20 protein-coding genes are annotated in these 17,263 nt (G+C 66.3%); 15 read left to right on the forward strand and 5 right to left on the reverse strand.

Translation table 11 applies throughout. The features are described 5' to 3' along the window. The first annotated feature begins 93 nt into the window (after window positions 1-93). Both rsmA and D2T30_RS10305 read left to right on the forward strand, forming a co-directional pair. Window positions 94-933, forward strand: a complete 840-nt coding sequence (rsmA, locus tag D2T30_RS10300) for a 16S rRNA (adenine(1518)-N(6)/adenine(1519)-N(6))-dimethyltransferase RsmA (protein ID WP_128208806.1) — start codon at window positions 94-96, stop codon at window positions 931-933. A 20-nt stretch (window positions 934-953) separates the two neighbouring features. Continuing rightward, entirely contained in the window at window positions 954-1,244 is a 291-nt protein-coding gene (locus tag D2T30_RS10305; protein WP_128182336.1) for an alkylphosphonate utilization protein, read from the forward strand. Window positions 1,245-1,322: 78 nt separating this feature from the next. Here D2T30_RS10305 and D2T30_RS10310 read toward each other — a convergent pair whose 3' ends face one another. From D2T30_RS10310 to prfA, 3 genes are all read right to left on the reverse strand, one after another. Further along, window positions 1,323-2,057 carry a DUF4167 domain-containing protein gene (locus tag D2T30_RS10310; RefSeq protein ID WP_128208807.1) on the reverse strand — a complete coding sequence of 245 codons (735 nt, stop codon included), beginning with the start codon at window positions 2,055-2,057 and terminating at the stop codon, window positions 1,323-1,325. A gap of 264 nt (window positions 2,058-2,321) precedes the next feature. Then, window positions 2,322-3,179: a peptide chain release factor N(5)-glutamine methyltransferase gene (gene prmC / locus D2T30_RS10315; RefSeq protein WP_128208808.1), complete on the reverse strand. Its 858-nt coding sequence runs from the start codon at window positions 3,177-3,179 to the stop codon at window positions 2,322-2,324. Continuing rightward, window positions 3,176-4,231, reverse strand: a complete 1,056-nt coding sequence (prfA, locus tag D2T30_RS10320) for a peptide chain release factor 1 (RefSeq protein ID WP_128208809.1) — start codon at window positions 4,229-4,231, stop codon at window positions 3,176-3,178. The genes prmC and prfA overlap by 4 nt, the downstream gene beginning before the upstream one ends. A gap of 250 nt (window positions 4,232-4,481) precedes the next feature. Between prfA and D2T30_RS10325 the strand changes: the two genes are divergently transcribed. From D2T30_RS10325 to tpiA, 4 genes are all read left to right on the forward strand, one after another. Then, complete coding sequence (locus D2T30_RS10325) at window positions 4,482-4,859, forward strand: SUF system Fe-S cluster assembly protein (RefSeq protein WP_128182344.1); 378 nt, start codon at window positions 4,482-4,484, stop codon at window positions 4,857-4,859. Between the two features lie 99 nt (window positions 4,860-4,958). Beyond that, on the forward strand, window positions 4,959-6,032 hold the full coding sequence (locus D2T30_RS10330; protein ID WP_128208810.1) for an alkene reductase: 1,074 nt from the start codon (window positions 4,959-4,961) through the stop codon (window positions 6,030-6,032). An 87-nt stretch (window positions 6,033-6,119) separates the two neighbouring features. Beyond that, window positions 6,120-6,479 carry a HesB/IscA family protein gene (locus D2T30_RS10335; protein WP_128208811.1) on the forward strand — a complete coding sequence of 120 codons (360 nt, stop codon included), beginning with the start codon at window positions 6,120-6,122 and terminating at the stop codon, window positions 6,477-6,479. Between the two features lie 109 nt (window positions 6,480-6,588). Continuing rightward, the gene (tpiA, locus tag D2T30_RS10340) at window positions 6,589-7,332 is read left to right on the forward strand and encodes a triose-phosphate isomerase (RefSeq protein ID WP_128182350.1); all 744 of its coding nucleotides are present in this window, start codon (window positions 6,589-6,591) and stop codon (window positions 7,330-7,332) included. A gap of 300 nt (window positions 7,333-7,632) precedes the next feature. Here tpiA and D2T30_RS10345 read toward each other — a convergent pair whose 3' ends face one another. Next, on the reverse strand, window positions 7,633-8,094 hold the full coding sequence (locus D2T30_RS10345) for an Lrp/AsnC family transcriptional regulator (RefSeq protein WP_128182352.1): 462 nt from the start codon (window positions 8,092-8,094) through the stop codon (window positions 7,633-7,635). Between the two features lie 150 nt (window positions 8,095-8,244). On the opposite strand from D2T30_RS10345, the gene D2T30_RS10350 reads away from it, so the two are divergent. The 5 genes from D2T30_RS10350 to D2T30_RS10370 all read left to right on the forward strand — a co-directional run bounded on the left by D2T30_RS10350 (window position 8,245) and on the right by D2T30_RS10370 (window position 12,260). Then, window positions 8,245-8,565 (forward strand): DUF2849 domain-containing protein, encoded by a 321-nt coding sequence (locus D2T30_RS10350; RefSeq protein ID WP_128182354.1) that lies wholly within the window; start codon window positions 8,245-8,247, stop codon window positions 8,563-8,565. Beyond that, window positions 8,558-10,219 (forward strand): nitrite/sulfite reductase, encoded by a 1,662-nt coding sequence (locus tag D2T30_RS10355; RefSeq protein WP_128208812.1) that lies wholly within the window; start codon window positions 8,558-8,560, stop codon window positions 10,217-10,219. Before D2T30_RS10350 ends, D2T30_RS10355 begins: the two co-directional genes overlap by 8 nt. Continuing rightward, a complete protein-coding gene (locus D2T30_RS10360; protein WP_241560634.1) occupies window positions 10,194-10,949 on the forward strand; it encodes a phosphoadenylyl-sulfate reductase in 756 nt (251 codons plus the stop codon). Before D2T30_RS10355 ends, D2T30_RS10360 begins: the two co-directional genes overlap by 26 nt. Continuing rightward, a complete protein-coding gene (locus tag D2T30_RS10365; RefSeq protein WP_128208813.1) occupies window positions 10,946-11,317 on the forward strand; it encodes a DUF934 domain-containing protein in 372 nt (123 codons plus the stop codon). Before D2T30_RS10360 ends, D2T30_RS10365 begins: the two co-directional genes overlap by 4 nt. Window positions 11,318-11,435: 118 nt before the next feature. Then, window positions 11,436-12,260, forward strand: a complete 825-nt coding sequence (locus tag D2T30_RS10370) for a ferredoxin--NADP reductase (protein ID WP_380729476.1) — start codon at window positions 11,436-11,438, stop codon at window positions 12,258-12,260. 208 nt (window positions 12,261-12,468) lie between these two features. On the opposite strand, the gene D2T30_RS10375 is transcribed toward D2T30_RS10370, so the two are convergent. Next, entirely contained in the window at window positions 12,469-13,287 is an 819-nt protein-coding gene (locus D2T30_RS10375) for a hypothetical protein (protein ID WP_128208815.1), read from the reverse strand. 199 nt (window positions 13,288-13,486) lie between these two features. Here D2T30_RS10375 and infC point away from each other — a divergent pair, with 199 nt between their 5' ends. The 4 genes from infC (at window position 13,487) to D2T30_RS10395 (ending at window position 17,258) form a co-directional block, all read left to right on the forward strand. Further along, window positions 13,487-14,035, forward strand: coding sequence for a translation initiation factor IF-3 (infC, locus tag D2T30_RS10380; protein WP_164881729.1), 549 nt, complete (start codon window positions 13,487-13,489; stop codon window positions 14,033-14,035). Between the two features lie 168 nt (window positions 14,036-14,203). After that, window positions 14,204-14,797 carry a L,D-transpeptidase gene (locus D2T30_RS10385; RefSeq protein WP_128182363.1) on the forward strand — a complete coding sequence of 198 codons (594 nt, stop codon included), beginning with the start codon at window positions 14,204-14,206 and terminating at the stop codon, window positions 14,795-14,797. Window positions 14,798-15,047: 250 nt separating this feature from the next. Next, window positions 15,048-16,025 (forward strand): SPOR domain-containing protein, encoded by a 978-nt coding sequence (locus tag D2T30_RS10390; RefSeq protein WP_128208816.1) that lies wholly within the window; start codon window positions 15,048-15,050, stop codon window positions 16,023-16,025. Between the two features lie 9 nt (window positions 16,026-16,034). Further along, window positions 16,035-17,258: a D-alanyl-D-alanine carboxypeptidase family protein gene (locus D2T30_RS10395; RefSeq protein WP_128182367.1), complete on the forward strand. Its 1,224-nt coding sequence runs from the start codon at window positions 16,035-16,037 to the stop codon at window positions 17,256-17,258. Window positions 17,259-17,263 lie beyond the last annotated feature (5 nt).

The raw sequence follows: 17,263 nt of genomic DNA on the forward strand, positions 1-17,263 counted from the left end.
GATCGCGGCACGGGCGCAGGGGGCCTTCTGCCCCCTCGGCCTGCGGCCTCACCCCCGAGGATATTTTTGGAAGAATGAAGGACGGGTTCGGGAATGGCGGCAATCGACGGGCTTCCCGCGCTGCGCGAAGTGATCCGGGATCACGATCTGGTGGCGAAGAAGAGCCTTGGGCAGAACTTCCTGCTGGATCTGAACCTGACGGCGAAGATCGCGCGGGCGGCGGGCGATCTGACGCGGTGCGACGTGCTGGAGGTCGGCCCCGGCCCCGGCGGGCTGACGCGCGGATTGCTGGCCGAGGGGGCGCGGCGGGTGCTGGCGGTCGAGAAGGACAGCCGTTGTCTGCCGGCGCTGGCCGAGATCGCGGCGCATTATCCCGGGCGGCTGGAGGTGATCAACGGCGACGCGCTGGAGGTCGACGTTCTGGCGCATCTGACGCCGCCGATCCGGATCGCCGCGAACCTGCCCTACAATGTCGGCACCGAACTGCTGATCCGCTGGCTGACGCCCGCCGTCTGGCCGCCCTTCTGGGAAAGCCTGACGCTGATGTTCCAGAAGGAAGTGGCGGAGCGGATCGTGGCGAAGCCCGGTTCGGCGCATTACGGGCGGCTGGCTCTGCTCGCGCAATGGCGGTGCGAGGCGCGGATCGTCATGGTCCTGCCGCCCGAGGCCTTCACCCCTGCGCCCAAGGTGCATTCGGCGGTGGTGCATCTGCAGGCCCTGCCCGAACCGCGCTATCCGGCCGATCCGAAGATATTGGAACGGGTCGTCGCGGCGGGGTTCAATCAGCGGCGCAAGATGCTGCGGGCCTCGCTGCGCGGTCTGCATCCGCAGATCGAATCCCTGCTCGAAGCGGCGGGGATCCCGCCGACCGAGCGGGCCGAGCGGGTGACGCTCGAACAATTCTGCCACCTCGCGCGGCTGCTGGCCCGCTGACCCCGAAGGGGAGACAAATAATGTCCGACGACGATTACATCTACGACGAGGCGACCGGCGAATGGCGGCCCGCCTCGGAACTGAAGGCCGAAGCCGTGCGCGAGGTCCGGGATGCAAGCGGCACCCTGCTGGCCGATGGCGATCAGGTGGTGCTGGTGAAGGACCTGAAGGTCAAGGGCACCTCGACCACGCTGAAACAGGGGACGGTGATCCGCTCGATCCGGCTGACGGACGATCCGGAGCTGATCGACTGCCGGCACGAGGCGATCAAGGGGCTGGTGCTGCGCACGGAATTCGTCCGCAAGCGGTGAGGGCGCAGGCGTTGGCGTCTGAATGAAAAAGCCGCGCGGGATCCGCGCGGCTTTCGTCATGTCGGGCTTCCGGGACCGTTATTCGCCCGAAGCGTCAGTCGGCGCATCGAGCGGAAGCTGTGCCGCATCGGCGTCGGTCTTCTTCGGCGCGCGCGGCTTGCGCGGCGTGCGGCGCGGCGCACGGGCGCGGCGCGGCGGGGCTTCCGCTTCGGGCTGTTCCGGCGTTTCGGGGGCCGGGGTGGCCTCGTCCGCAACCTCGAACGCCTCGGCCACCTGCTGCGCGGGGCCTTCCGGCTCGGCAGGGGTTTCGGCGGGCCGGGTTTCGGCGCGCATTTCCGGCGTTTCCACCAGACCGGATTCCTCCGTCCCGGTTTCCTCGGTCACCAAGGCGTCGGTCACCAGGGCATCGGCGGCGTCAGTGGCGGCTTCGTAGCGCGGCTCCGCCTCGCGTTCCGGACGCTCCTGACGATCGCGGTTGCCACCATTCTGGCCGCCGGTCTGACCATTGTTCTGGCCGGATCCGCCCTGCTGGTAGTTGCGTTGCCGCTCCTCCTGTTCACGGGCGATTTCGCGCTGCGCCTCGCCCAGCATGCGGGTGTAGTGTTCGGCATGCTGCAGGAAATTCTGTTCCGCCACCCGATCGTTGCCAAGCTGCGCGTCACGCGCCAGCGCCAGATACTTGTCGATGATCTGTTGCGGGGTGCCACGCACCTTGCCCTCGGGACCGGAGCTGTCAAAGACCCGGTTGATGATATTGCCGATCGTGCGCTGACGGTTCGACTTGTTGCGCGAACGGGATTTCGAAGATCTCATGTGCCTGCGTTGGTTGTGCCCTTCGGGCGCTGAAGTCCGGGCCGCGATCGTGAAATGACCGGGACCCGCCATGTGGGCAAGGGTTGCGTTTTGCGGGTATGACCCGCGAAACCCTGTGACCCGCAGTGTGAGCTGATCCGTGCAGCGGACCAAATGTCCGTTCTGCACATGGATCACTAAGCATGCCAGCCGGGCGGGCGCAAGCGGGAAAACGGAAGAATTGCGCGTTTCCCCATAATTTCGGCCCAAGATCGCGTGATGGGCTCAATTCCCCGGATGCGGGGCGGGCACGGCGGGTTTGCGGGCCAGAATGGTGCGGTCGCGCCCGTCCAGATCGCGGCGGACCTCGATCCGCTCGAATCCTCCGTCACGCAGGAGGTCGCAGACCGCCCCGGCCTGAGTCGGCCCGATTTCCAGCAGCAGCCGCCCGCCGGAGGTCAGCCGGGCCGCGGCCTCGCGCGCGATGAGGCGATAGGCGGCAAGCCCGTCACCGCCCGGCGTCAGCGCCAGATGCGGTTCCCAGTCGCGCACCTCGGGGGAGAGGGCGGGCATCTCTTCCGCGGCGATATAGGGCGGGTTGGAAACGATCAGGTCGAACGTGCCGGTGACGGCGGAAAACCAGTCGGAACGCAGGAACCGCGCCCGCTCCGCCACGCCAAGCCGCGCGGCATTGTCCCGCGCCACGATCAGCGCGGCTTCGGACAGATCGACCCCCGTCCCCCTCGCGTCGCTCCTGTCGTGCAGCAGGCTGACGAGGATGCAGCCCGTGCCGGTGCCAAGGTCCAGCACCATGCCGAAGGGTTCCTCAAGCGCCGCTTCCACCAGAATCTCGGTTTCCGGCCGGGGGTCGAGCGTGTCGCGCGTCACGCGGAAATCGAGCCCCCAGAAGCGGCGCAATCCGGTGATCTGCGCCACCGGACGGCGCGCGGCGCGGGCATCCGTCGCGGCCTCGAACGCCGCCTGCTGATCCGGGGAAATCTCGTCCTGCATCGCCAGCAGCAGCCGTTCCGGCGCGAGGCCGAGCACATGCGCCAGCAACCGGCGCGCATCGGTGGCGGCGCCCTCGATGCCCGCGGCGGTCAGCCGGCGCGTGGCAAGGACCAGCGCCTGCTGCGCGGTCATCCCTCCATCTCCGCCAGTTTCGTCGCCTGATCATGGGCGGTAAGGGCGTCGATCACCTCGGTCAGGTCGCCGTTCATGATCTGCGGCAGCGCATACAGTGTCAGGTTGATCCGGTGATCGGTCATCCGGCCCTGCGGAAAGTTGTAGGTGCGGATGCGCTCCGAACGATCGCCCGAGCCCACCTGCGCCTTGCGGTCGGCCGCGCGTTCATGCGCCAGCCGGTCGCGTTCCATCTCATACAGGCGCGCCCGCAGCACGGCCATGGCATTCGCCCGGTTCTGGTGCTGCGACTTCTCGGACGAGGTGACGACGATCCCGGTGGGCAGATGGGTGATCCGCACCGCCGAATCGGTGGTGTTGACATGCTGCCCACCCGCGCCCGAGGATCGCATCGTATCGATGCGGATGTCGCCCGCGGGGATGTCGATGTCGACATCCTCCGCCTCGGGCAGAACCGCGACGGTGGCGGCCGAGGTATGGATCCGCCCGCCCGCCTCGGTTTCCGGCACGCGCTGCACCCGGTGAACGCCGGATTCGTATTTGAGCCGGGCGAAGACGCCCTCGCCCTCGATCCGGGCGGTGACTTCCTTGACGCCGCCGAGTTCCGAGGGCGTCAGATCCAGCAATTCGAACCGCCAGCCCATCGTTTCGGCATAGCGCTGATACATGCGCAGCAGATCGCCCGCGAAAAGCGCCGCCTCGTCCCCGCCGGTGCCGGGGCGGATTTCAAGGATCGCGGGCCGCGCATCGGCCGCGTCCTTCGGCAAGAGCGCCAGCCGCAGCGCCTGTTCCATCTCGGGGATGCGGGCCTTGAGGCGGGGCAGCTCCTCCTCCGCCAGATCCTTCATCTCGGGATCGTGGAGCCAGCCTTCCGCCTCGGCCAGATCGTCGAGCGCCTGCCGGTAGGCGGCGATCTGATCGACCACGGGCTTCAATTCGGAATATTCGCGCGAGAGCGCGGCGATCTCGGCGGGCGCGGAGGTCACGTTCAGCTTCGCCCCGACGAAATCGAAGCGCTGCGTGATCTGGGCGAGTTTGTCCATCGGAACCATGCCGGCACCTGTGGCGGTTTCGCGCGTCCCGGTCAAGACCCGGCACGGCCCCCCCCCCCAGACATCGGGACCGGCTGCCCTTCATTCTTCCATAAATATCCCGGGGTGAATTTGCGCGTCAGCGCAAAGAGGGGCAGCGCCCCTGCCCGCTCCGGTTTCCACACGCGCCTGCGCCGCCCGTCGCCAGCGGCCTTTACCTTGCGCGGCGAAATTCCTATATCCTGTGCCAATCCCTCGCCGGAGCGACATCATGACCAACGAAGCCGACACGTCCGCAGATATGCCCGCAGAGGGCAGCCCCCTGATCAAGCCCTCGACCACCGAACATCCGCTGTTCGACGCGGTCGCGGATGCCTGCCGCACGGTCTTCGACCCGGAAATCCCGGTGAACATCTACGACCTCGGACTGGTCTACACGATCGAGATCACCGACGAGAGCGTGGTGAACGTGGTGATGACCCTGACCGCGCCGGGCTGCCCGGTGGCCGGTGAAATGCCGGAATGGGTGCAGAACGCCATCGAGGCGGTGCCCGGCGTGCGCGAGGTCAACGTGACCATGACCTTCGATCCGCAATGGGGCATGGACATGATGTCCGAAGAGGCGCGGCTCGAACTCGGCTTCATGTAAACCGCCCGGCGCGCGGGGGCTTGCCATCGTCGCGCGCCGTGCCAGATTGTCTTTTCGTGGAAGGGCCGCCTCCCCGGCCCGGAACGTGAAGGATCAATCATGACTGACACGCTGTTTACGCCGGGCCGCCTTGGCCGGATCGAGATCGCGAACCGCATCCTGATGGCGCCGCTGACGCGCAACCGCGCCTTCGACCTGATCCCCAACGACCTGATGGTCGAATATTACCGCCAGCGCGCGACGGCGGGGCTGATCGTCTCCGAAGGCACGCAGATCTCGCCGACGGGTCAGGGCTATGCCTGGACGCCGGGCATCTACAGCCCCGAACAGGTCACCGGCTGGAAGAAGGTCACCGCGGCGGTGCATGACGCGGGCGGCAAGATCGCCTGCCAGCTCTGGCACGTGGGGCGCGTCTCGCATCCCTCGATCATCGACGGCCGGACGCCGGTTGCGCCCTCGGCGCTTTCCGCCCACGCGAAGACCTTCGACGGCAAGGGTTTCGTCGAAACCTCGGTGCCCCATGCGCTGACGCTGGAGGAAATCCCCGGCGTTCTGGCCGAATATGCCCATGCCGCGAAATGCGCCATCGAGGCGGGCTTCGACGGGGTCGAGATCCACGCCGCGAACGGCTATCTGATCGACCAGTTCCTGCGCGATACCTCGAACAAGCGGACCGATGCCTATGGCGGGCCGATCGCGCACCGGGTGCGGTTCCTCGCCGAGGTGGTCGATACGGTCGCCGGCACCATTGGCGCCGAGCGCACCGGGATCCGGCTGTCGCCCTGGTCGAACGCGAACAATGTCGGGCTTGACAGCGACACCCCCGCCCTTTTCGCGGCCGTCGCCGGGGCGCTCAATGCCCACAACCTTGCCTTCGTGCATGTGGTCGAGGGGCAGACCGGCGGCCCGCGCGACTATCCGGAGGCGGAGCTGAAGGCCTTCCGCGCCGCGATCAGGGCGCCTTACGTGGCGAACAACGGCTACAACCGCGACATGGCGATCCGGGCCATCGCAAGCGGCGATGCCTATGCCGTGGCCTTCGGCCGCCCCTTCATCGCCAATCCGGACCTGCCCGAGCGGCTGAAAACCGACGCGGCCCTGAACGAACTGCGCAAGGATTATTTCTACGGCGGCGGCGAGACCGGCTATACTGATTACCCGTTCCTGAAGTGACGGGCCGTTCCTCAAATGACCCGGGCGGGGCGGCTTGCGTGAAAGCCACCCCGGCCCTATCTTGGTTCCGATCCAAGGAGAATTCCGATGTTCGCCATGCCCGGCAAGCCGCCCGTGACCCTGACCCCCGCCGCCATCGACCAGATCGCGCGGCTGATGGCGCGTGAAAACGCCGCCGGCTTCCGCATCGGCGTGAAGAAGGGCGGCTGCGCGGGCATGGAATACACGATGGAAATCGCCCCCGAGGCCGGCCCCATGGACCTTGTGGTCGAGGAAGGCCCGGCCCGCGTCCTCATCGCGCCGATGGCGCAGATGTACATGATCGGCACAGAGATCGACTATGAGATCGGCGTGCTGGAATCGGGCTTCAAATTCCGCAATCCGAATGTCGTCGAAAGCTGCGGCTGCGGCGAATCGGTGAAATTCCGCGACACCGCCGAGGGTTGATCCGCCACCGCCGGAATGTTTGCGTTATCATTGATTCGAGGGCGTTTTCGCCTTTGCGGCGGCCTGCGCGCTGGCCTAATCTGCGCCCGATCCATCGGAGGGACGACAGATGCGCAGGAAGCTCGCGGCAGGGAACTGGAAGATGAATGGCCTCAGGGCCAATCTGGGCGAGATCGAGGCGCTGATCGCCGCCCATCCCGCCCCCGATTGCGAGGTGCTGATCTGCCCGCCCTACACGCTGGTCTCGGCCGCGGCCGATCTGGTCAAGGGGCGGATCGCCATTGGCGGCCAGAACTGCCACCCGCAGATCTCGGGCGCCTACACGGGCGGCATTTCGGCGCGGATGCTGAAGGACGCAGGGGCCAGCCACGTGATCCTCGGCCATTCCGAACGGCGCGCCGACCGGTTCGAATCGGACGAACTCGTCCATGCCAAATCGACCACGGCGATTTCCGAAGGGCTGATCGCGATCATCTGCGTGGGCGAGACTGAACGCGAACGGGATCGCGGCGCGACGCTCGACGTCATCAGCTCGCAGCTCAAGGGATCGCTGCCGCTGAACGCCTCGGGCGCTTCGCTGGTGATCGCCTACGAACCGATCTGGGCGATCGGCTCGGGGCGGACTCCGACGCTCGAGCAGATCGCCGAGGTGCATGATTTCATGCGCGCCGAGATGGTGAAGAAATTCGGCGACGACGGCGAGGAAATCCGGCTGCTCTACGGCGGCTCGGTGAAGCCGTCGAATGCGGCGGATATCTTCACCGTGTCGAACGTCGATGGCGCGCTGGTCGGCGGGGCGAGCCTTCTGGCCTCGGATTTCGGCGCGATCGTCGCGGCGCTCGAAGCCTCCTGACGCCACCGGGGGCGCTTCAGTTCCAGATCCGGGCTGCATACGGCGGTGTCGCAGGGGGCCAGCCCCCTCGCGCGTTCCGCTCCGGCGCGGCCACGGGCCGCGCGTTCGCCAGGGCGTCCTTCCACTGGAAGGCCGCCTCTTCCTGGCTCACCCCCCGGGATATTTATGGAAACACGAAATCAGGAAGGTCCGGAGGTCTTGTCCTGCCCGGAAGCCCCGCTTTTCTGCCATCGTGTTTCCATAAATATCCCGGGGTGAATTGCCCGGAACGGGCAAGAGGGGCAGCGCCCCTGCCCCCCCTCACAGCGGCAGCAACGTCGTCGACTTGATCTCTTCCATCGACAGCAGCGCGGTGACGTTGTGGATCTTCACCTCGGAAATCAGCGCCTGATAGAACTCATCATAGGCGCGGGCGTTCTTGACCCGGACCTTGAGGATATAGTCGATGTCGCCCGCCAGCCGGTGCGCCTCCTGCACCTCGGGGCGGGCGCGCAGGGCGGCGAGGAAGCGGTGCTGCCAGGCGGCCTCATGCTCCGACGTGCGGATCAGCACGAAGAAGCAGGCCTCCAGCCCCAGCGTCTCGGGATCCAGCAGGACGGTCTGCCGGCCGATCACGCCCTGCTCCTTCATCCGTCGGATCCGGTTCCACACCGGGGTCTTCGACGAGCCCACCTTGCGGGCGATATCGTCGAGAGACTGGCTCGCATCCTCCTGCAATTGAGAGAGGATTTTCCGGTCGAGGTCATCGAGGCGGACAGTCATTCGCGTTTTCTCCGTTTCGCGGGAAATACGTATTCCATGCCCCGCCATACGAAACATATGGACTTATTTTCAATGGGGAATAGCGCAGCACAGGGAAAATTTCCTATATAGCGACAGAGATTCACAGCCCGCCAAATTCCGGAGGGAGACATGGCCCGCAAATTCACCCCGAAAGTCCTCACCGCCAATGACCTGCGGCTGGGGGATGTCGTCTATATGACCGCCTCGGGGGACTGGACGCGATGCCATGCCGAGGCGGAGCTGCTGGAGGACGAAGCCGATGCCGAGCTGCGCCTGCTGAAGGCGCATGGCCAGTCGGGCATCGTCGTCGGCGCCTATCTGGCGGATGCCAAGGCCGGGCCGGACGGGCCGGAGCCTGTGCATTTCCGCGAGGCCTTCCGTTCGCGGGGGCCTTCGAATTACGATCTGGGCAAGCAAGCGGACAGCAAGCGGGGGACGGCACATGTATGAATATTCGGATTTCGACGAAGCCTTCGTGCGCGCCCGCGCCGCGCAGTTCCGCCAGCAGGTGGAACGGCGGCTGGACGGCTCGTTGACCGAAGAGGAATTCCGCCCGCTGCGCCTGATGAACGGGCTCTATCTGCAGCTGCATGCCTATATGCTGCGGATCGCGATCCCCTATGGCACGCTGTCCGCCGGGCAGATGCGCCAGCTCGCGATGATCGCCGAGCGATGGGACGAAGGCTACGGCCATTTCACCACGCGCCAGAACATCCAGTTCAACTGGCCCAAGCTCGTGGATGTGCCGGATATCATCGACGCGCTGGCCGATGTGCAGATGCACGCGATCCAGACCTCGGGCAACACGATCCGCAACACGACGACCGACGTCTTCGCCGGCGCCGCGGCGGATGAGATCGCCGACCCCCGCCCGATCGCCGAGCTGATCCGCGAATGGTCCACCGACCATGCGGAATTCCAGTTCCTGCCGCGCAAGTTCAAGATCGCCATCACCGGGACCGAGGCCGACCGCGCCGTCATCCGCGCCCATGACATCGGCCTGCAACTGGTGGAAAAGGACGGCGAGATCGGGCTGAAGGTGCTGGTGGGCGGCGGCCTTGGCCGGACGCCGATGCTGGGTCAGGTGATCCGCGACTTCCTGCCCGTGGCCGACCTGCTGCCCTATCTGGAGGCCGTGATCTCGACCTACAACCTGATGGGTCGGCGCGACAACAAATACAAGGCGCGGATCAAGATCACCGTGTTCGAGAATGGCCTCGACGCCTTCAAGGCGGCGGTGGAGGAGGAATTCGCCCGCATCCGCCCGACCTTCTCCGGCGTCGATCAGGAGATCCTGCGCGTGATCGCGGCGCAGTTCGCCCCGCCCGCGTTCAAGAACGATCCGGTCGACTCCTATGAGGCGGCTCTGTCGGTCGATCCGGTCTTCCGCCGCTGGGTCGCGCGCAACATCACCGCGCACAAGGTCGAGAACCATGCGATCGTGACCATCTCGCTCAAGGAGCATGGCAAGACGCCGGGCGACGCGACGGCGGACCAGATGCGGGTGATGGCCGATCTCGCCGACCGTTATGGCTATGGCGAGCTGCGCATCAGCCATGAACAGAACGTCGTGCTGCCGCATGTGGCGAAGGCCGACCTGCCCGCCGTCCATGCCGAGCTGCTGCGTGCGGGGCTGGCCACGGCGAATGTCGGGCTTCTGTCCGACATGATCTGCTGCCCCGGCATGGATTACTGCGCGCTGGCGACGGCGCGCTCGATCCCCGTGGCGGAAAACCTCGCCACGCATTTCCGCGACATCGGGCTGGAAGACGAGATCGGCAACCTGAAGATCAAGATCTCGGGCTGCATCAACGCCTGCGGACATCACCACATCGGGCACATCGGGATCCTCGGGCTCGACCGCGCGGGGGTGGAGAATTACCAGATCACGCTTGGCGGGGATGCCGGGCCGCAGGCCGCGATCGGCGACAAGACCGGGCCGGGCTTCGCCTATGACGAGGTGGTGCCGGCGATCGAGCGGATCCTGCGCGCCTATCTGGCGCTGCGGGAATCGCCCGCCGAAACGTTCATCGACGCCTTCCGCCGCCTTGGCGCCGCGCCGTTCAAGGAGGCGCTTTATGGCGAGAACCGCGATGCAGCCTGATATAGCCCAACGCGCCGCGGCGCTGAACGACCGCTATCGCCACCATGCCGCCGTCACGGTGATGGAAAAGGCGCTGAAGGACCCCGAGGTTGGCAATGTCGCGCTGGTTTCCTCCTTCGGGGCGGAATCGGTGGTGCTGCTGCACATGGTGTCGCTGATCTCGCCGGGCACGCCGGTGCTGTTCGTCGATACGCTGATGCTGTTTCAGGAGACGCTGGACTATCAGCGCGAGGTGTCGCGCTCGCTCGGGCTGACCGATGTGCGCACCATCACCGCCGAACAGGCGATGCTGGACCTCGAGGATCCGGACGGCACGCTCCACCAGTTCAACACCGACGCCTGCTGCGCGCTGCGCAAGACGGTGCCGCTGGAACAGGCCCTGTCGGGGTTCGACGCCTGGATCACCGGGCGCAAGCGCTATCAGGCCGCGACGCGCGCCGCGCTCGACTTCTTCGAGGTCGAGACGCCGACCCGGATGAAGATCAACCCGCTTGCCCATTGGGGGCGCGAGGATCTGGAAGAATACATGGTGCAGAACCGCCTGCCCCGGCATCCGCTGGTGGCGAAGGGCTACCCTTCGATCGGCTGCGCGCCCTGCACCTCGCCGGTGAAACCCGGCGAGGATCCGCGCGCCGGCCGCTGGCGCGGCAGCCAGAAGACGGAATGCGGCATCCATTTCATCGGCGGCAAGATCGTGCGCGCGAATGGCAACAAGGAGAATGCGGCATGAGCGTGATCGTGCGCGACGACGGTTTCCACGCCGAGGATTTCGCCGGAACGGCGGTCGAGATCGCCTCGGACATCAAGTCCGACGAGCTTGTCCAGCTTGCCTCGGGCGCCGATATGGTGCGCATCCTGTTTCCGTCCTTTTCCGACGGGCGCGGCTTCACGCTGGCGCGGCGTCTGCGCGACGCGGGCTATGCCGGGCGGCTGCGTGCCGTCGGGCCGGTGATCGCCGACCAATATGCGATGGCGCGCCGCTCGGGCTTCGACGAGGTGGAAATCCCCGACGATCTGGCCGCGCGCCAGCCCGAGGAGCAATGGAAATTCCGCGCCGACTGGCGCGCCCATGACTACCGTGCCCGGATGAAGGGCTGAACGGGTTTGCCCGCCGCGCGCTTTGCGCGTATGACACGGGCAGCCCACCGCCAGAATGATCCACCGCCCCCGCGGCCGCCCTCCCCGGACCGCCCGGGCCAGAAGCAAGGTTTTTCCCGTGACCCAGACCGCCACAGCCACCGCCGCCGTTCCCGCGCCCAAGCTCCTGCCCGATGCCCAGACCGTGACCGCGGTCCGGCACTGGAACGACCGGCTGTTTTCCTTCCGCGTGACCCGTCCGCAATCGCTGCGGTTCCGCTCGGGCGAATTCGTGATGATCGGGCTGATGGGCGACAACGGCAAGCCGCTCCTGCGCGCCTATTCGATCGCCTCGCCCGCCTGGGACGAGGAGCTGGAGTTCTACTCGATCAAGGTGCCGGACGGGCCGCTGACCTCGAAGCTGCAGCACATCAAACCGGGGGATGAGATCATCCTGCGCCCGAAGCCCGTGGGCACGCTGGTGCATGACGCGCTGCTGCCCGGCAAGCGGGTCTGGTTCCTGGCGACCGGCACCGGGATCGCGCCTTTCGCCTCGCTCATGCGCGAGCCGGAGACCTATGAGAAATTCGACGAAGTGGTGATGATGCACACCTGCCGCACGGTGGATGAGCTGGAATACGGCCGGGTGCTCGTCGAAAGCCTGAGGGAAGATCCGCTGATCGGCGAACTCGTGGGCGACAAGCTGAAATATTATCCGACGACGACGCGCGAGGACTTTCCCCACATGGGCCGGATCACCGAGAACCTGAAATCCGGCAAGGTCTTCACCGATCTGGGCATCGCGCCGATGTCGGCGGAAACCGACCGGGCGATGGTCTGCGGCTCGCTTGCCTTCAACAAGGACGTGATGGAGGTTCTGGAAGGCTTCGGCCTGCGCGAGGGCGCGAATTCCGAACCGAAGGAATATGTGGTCGAGAAGGCCTTCGTCGGCGAAGGTGTCTGAGGGCAAGTTCCGGGGCGCGGGAGGATGGGTCGCAAGGGGGCCAGCCCCCTCGCCCGTTCCGGGCTCACCCCCGGGATATTTATGGAAGAATGAAGGCAGAAGGCCGATTTGAGCGAACTTGAGGCGTCTACCGACCTAACGGATACCGACCCTGTTGAATAATGACGAACGCCGCCCTTTTGGGGCGGCGTTCTGTTTCATGTCCGGGTCATTGCAGGCCGAAGGCCGCGCGCACCCTGGCAACCACCTCGGGCACCTTGGCGGCATCCTCGCGCGCCTCCTGCACGGCGGTTTTCAGCGTCGCTTTCGTGGTGTCGGCGAGCGACGATCCGTCAATCAGCGCCGTCACCCTGTCGGCGTTAAAGCCCGAAACCGTCAGCGCCTGCCCGGCCTCATGGAGCGCATTCACCCCGGCCGTTTCGGCGTTCGAGGCCGCCTCGCGCGCCGAATCCACCGCCTGATCCGCCGCGCCCTCGGCCCTTTGTGCCGCGTCGCGGGCGGTGTTCATCGCATCGGTGGCGGTTTCCGAGGCGGATTGCTGTGCATTCTCGACCGCCTGCCCGGCGGCCTCGCGCGCGGCTTCGGCCTTGTCGAGCGCGTCCGAGGCCGCGTCATCCGCCGCCGTGGCGGCGTTGCGGGCGGCTTCGGCGGCGGCGTCACCGGCCTGCGTCGCGGTTTCGCGGGCGGCCTCGGCGGCACTCTGCGCCGCATCCTCGGCGCCCCGCGCGGCATCCTGCGCCTGATCGGCGGCATTCTCCGCCGCGTGGCCGGCGCTGTCGACAGCCTCGCCGATCGCCTCGGCGCCGCTCTGCGCGGCCTCGCCCACGGCGTCCGCGCCCTGCTGCGCCGCTTCGCCAAGCCTGTCGGCGCCGCTCTGCACCGCGTCCTTGACGGCCTGCGTCGTCTCTTCGGTCGTGCGCGCCGCATCGGTTGCGGCCTGCTGTCCCTCGGGTGTCCGGTTGACATACCAAAGCCCGGCTGCCAGCGCCGCCAGAACCACGGCGGCCAGCCCAAGAACCTTGCCCATATCCTCACCTCTCTTCAGATGGTATTATCCGGTTTCCAACACCCGGAAAGGAACCGGGTTCCCCGTCATCGGATTAAATTTTACGCAGATTGCAAAAACCGCCGGATCGCCGCGACGCGCTGACGGAACATGCCGATTCCGGTTGAATAAAGGCGCCATCGCCCCTATTTTGCGCGCCACTCCATTTGGCTACAGAAGGATGACAGCCATAGCCCGCAGACCGCACAACGCCCCGCCGCAACGCGAAACCGGCCCCCGGATCAACGACCGCATCCGCGCACCGGAAATCCGCCTGATCGGCGCAGATGGCGAAAACGTCGGAGTCGTCACCCCGGCGCGCGCAATGGCCATGGCAGAGGAAGCCGGGCTGGATCTGGTCGAGATCTCGCCCACCGCCGTTCCCCCTGTCTGCAAGATCATGGACTTCGGCAAGTTCAAATACGAACAGCAGAAGCGCGAGGCCGAAGCCCGCAAGAAGCAGAAGATCATCGAGATCAAGGAAATCAAGTTCCGCCCCGGCACCGACACCCATGACTATGAGGTGAAGATGCGCTCGGTGCTGAAGTTCCTGGGCGATGGCGACAAGGTGAAGGTCACCCTGCGCTTCCGCGGCCGGGAAATGGCGCACCAGCAGCTGGGCGTGGAACTGCTCAACCGCGTCGCCGCCGATGTCGGCGATCTGGGCAAGGTCGAAAGCATGCCGAAGCTGGAAGGCCGGCAGATGGTGATGATGATCGGCCCGAGGTAACCTCGCCGCGCCCCCGCTTTTCCGGCCCTTTCCCCGCATGGAGGAAGGGCCGTTTGAGTCGGGGCGGCCCGCTCGCGTCTTCGTGAGATGACGGGGGCATCGCTCCGTGGCAGAGCATGAATGCAAGTCCATGATATATTGGACAGGATCAGTGAAAGGAGCCATTCCATGCCGACAATTCGCCTGACCCGGCGTGTGGCCCTGGCGGCGGGCGCAGCATCGCTGTTCACCCCCGCGCTCGCCCGTGCCGCGACGCAGGACATTCCGATGGCCGAGCAGCAGGCGATCGTCGCCCAGGCCGCGCGCAGCAACATCTCGTCCTTCCGCGAGATCCTCTGGCAGGATCATTTCGACGACCTCAACAGGGTGACGCTGATCGCCGACACGCGGTCCAAGGCGCTGCATTACTGGTCGGTCGGCGGGACGGATTACCGGATCTATCCGACCTCGGTGCCGATGAGCGACGAGCTGACCAAGCGCGGCTATACGGAAATCGTGCGCAAGAAGGTCGGGCCGAGCTGGACGCCCACCGCCTCGATGATCGCGCGGGATCCGACGCTGCACGCGATGCCGCCGGGACCGGACAATCCACTGGGCACCCATGCGATGTATCTGAGCTGGCCCGCCTATATCATCCACGGCACCCATGACACGCGCAAGATCGGCCGCCGCAGCTCCTCGGGCTGCATCGGCACCTTCAACGCGAAAATCGCTGAACTTTACGAGCTGTGCCCGATCGGCACACAGGTGAAGATCATCTGATCTCCCGTGGCAGGCTCTAGCGGGCCTGCCGCCCGGATCCGCGCCCGATTTCGCGGCGCGATCCTATCTGCCACCCTGCAGCCCCCCCCTTCACGCAATTATGAGCCGCCGGTGAGCCGTTTTCCCGGCAAAGCGATCGGGCATGCTTTTCTCGCTTCCCGGCTGCGGATAAAGTCCTGTTAAGCACGTGGCGTTAGCCTCTCCGTCGCTGGTGACATTCGGGTCACCGATTCCGGACGGGGGAAGCGCGATGGCCATGCGCGGGTCAATACAGGTCGGTATCATGCTGGGAATGGCATTCGCCCTTTGTGCGTGTACGGAGGCGCCGACATCCGGCGCCCGTCTGGCCGCCGGCGCGGCCGTATCGGGCGAGGTCGAGGCCCCCAAGACCTATTCCCGGACGGAGCCGGGGCTGTGGGATGGGCGTCCCTCGCTCGGTGGGGTCTGGGTCGCGCATCCGGGCGTCAAGAGCCCGCGGCGCGTCCTGATCCGCAATACCGAAAACGGCAAGTCCATCGCCGGGGCGCTGTTCCGGCGCGAACGCAATCTGCCCGGCATACCGTTGCAGGTATCCTCCGACGCGGCGGAGGCGCTTGGCATGCTGGCCGGAGCGCCGGCCAAACTGTCGATCGTCGCGCTGGAACGGGTAGACCCACCGGAGGACAAGGCCGGGAAACCGCCTGCCGGGACCGCGGCGAAGGCCGCGGCTACCGCTCCGGCGGCAAAAGCCGATCCTGCCAAGGAATCGGTGAAAGCCGATGCCGCCGCAACGAAGGCGCCCCCTCAGGCGAAGGCCGACGTCGCCCCCCAAGCCACTCCGGCAAAAGCCGATCCTGCCGCGCCGAAGGCATCGGTGAAAGCCGATGCCGCCGCAGCGAAGGCGCCCCCGCAGGCGAAGGCCGACGCCACCCCCAAAGCCACTCCAGAAAAGGCCGATGCCGCCGCGCCGCAAGCGGCTCGGGAAGCACCGGAGAAAGCCCCGGCCGAATCCGCCGCGCCCGGTCATTATGTGCAGCTCGGCCTTTTCGGGGTCGAGGCGAACGCCCGGCAGGCGGCGGAGGCGCTGGCCCGTTCGGACACGCCGGGAGAGCTGCGCAAGCAGGTTTCCGGCCGGAAAACCTATTGGTCCGTCGTCGCCGGCCCGGTAAAAACATCCGCCGAACAGGATTTGCTGCTTAAAAAGATCAGAGGCCTCGGATATGCCGATGCCTATGCCGTCAGGAAATAGGAACCCCTCATGCGTCTGCTTCGCCTCGTCGCCATCGCCTGCCTCACCCTTTCGACGGCGCTGCCCGCCGCGGCCTTCGAGACACGCGCCAAGGCGGCATGGGTCTATGACATGACGACGAAAACGGTGCTGATGGAGAAAGAGGCGGACGTGCCCCTGCCCCCCGCCTCGATGTCCAAGCTGATGACGCTGAACATGCTGTTCGAGGCGCTGGACCGGGGCATCGTCTCGATGGACACCGAATTCAGCGTCTCGACCAAGGCGAAGTCGATGGGCGGCTCGACCATGTTCCTGAACGAGATGGACCGCCCCACGGTGCGCGAACTGATGCAGGGGATGATCATCAATTCGGGCAACGACGCCTGCGTGGTGGTCGCGGAAAACCTGTCCACGCTCGAAGGTCTGGGCGGCAGCGAAGAGGCCTTTGCCGCGCGGATGACCCGGCGTGCGAAAGAGCTTGGCCTGACGCAGTCGAACTTCACCAATTCCTCGGGCTGGCCCGATCCCGGCCAGCGGATGTCGATGCACGATCTGGGCGTGCTGGCCGCGCATCTGATCGCCACCTATCCGCAATATTACCCGCTGTTTTCGGAAACCACCTACGATTACAAGAACCGCTCGCCCGCCAATGCCAACAACCGCAACCCGCTGCTGGCGATCAAGGGCTATGACTGGCATGCGGACGGGATGAAGACCGGCCACACGCAGGAGGCGGGCTTCGGTCTCGTCGGTTCGGCGGTGATGGAGGATCGGCGCATCGTCTTCGTGCTGAGCGGGATGAATTCCGAACGGGAACGCGCGCAGGAGGGCGAGGCGATTTCCAACTGGGCGTTCCACCAGTTCACCGCCAAGACCATCGCCACCAAGGGCACGCGGCTGGCCGAGGTGCCGGTCTGGCTCGGCGCGGATGCGACGGTCGGCCTCGTCCCCGGCGAGGATGTGAAGGTGCTGGTGCCGACGGGATCGCAGGACCAGATCCGGGCCGAGGTGGTCTATGACGGCCCGGTCACCCTGCCGCGCGATCCCGACACGCAAAAGGTCGGGCCGATCCGGGCGGGCGATCATCTGGCCGATCTGGTGATCCAGGTGCCGGGGCTCGCGCAGCCGGAAAAGGTGCCGCTGCTGGCGGAACATGACGTGGCCGAGGGCGGCTTCCTCGTGCGCGTTCGGACGGCGGCGCAGCATCTGATGCAGCGGGTCATCAGCTCGGCCACGCAGGCCGTGGGCAGCTGAGGCCC

This window comes from Paenirhodobacter populi (genome assembly GCF_004022215.1).
Lineage (GTDB): Bacteria > Pseudomonadota > Alphaproteobacteria > Rhodobacterales > Rhodobacteraceae > Rhodobacter > Rhodobacter populi.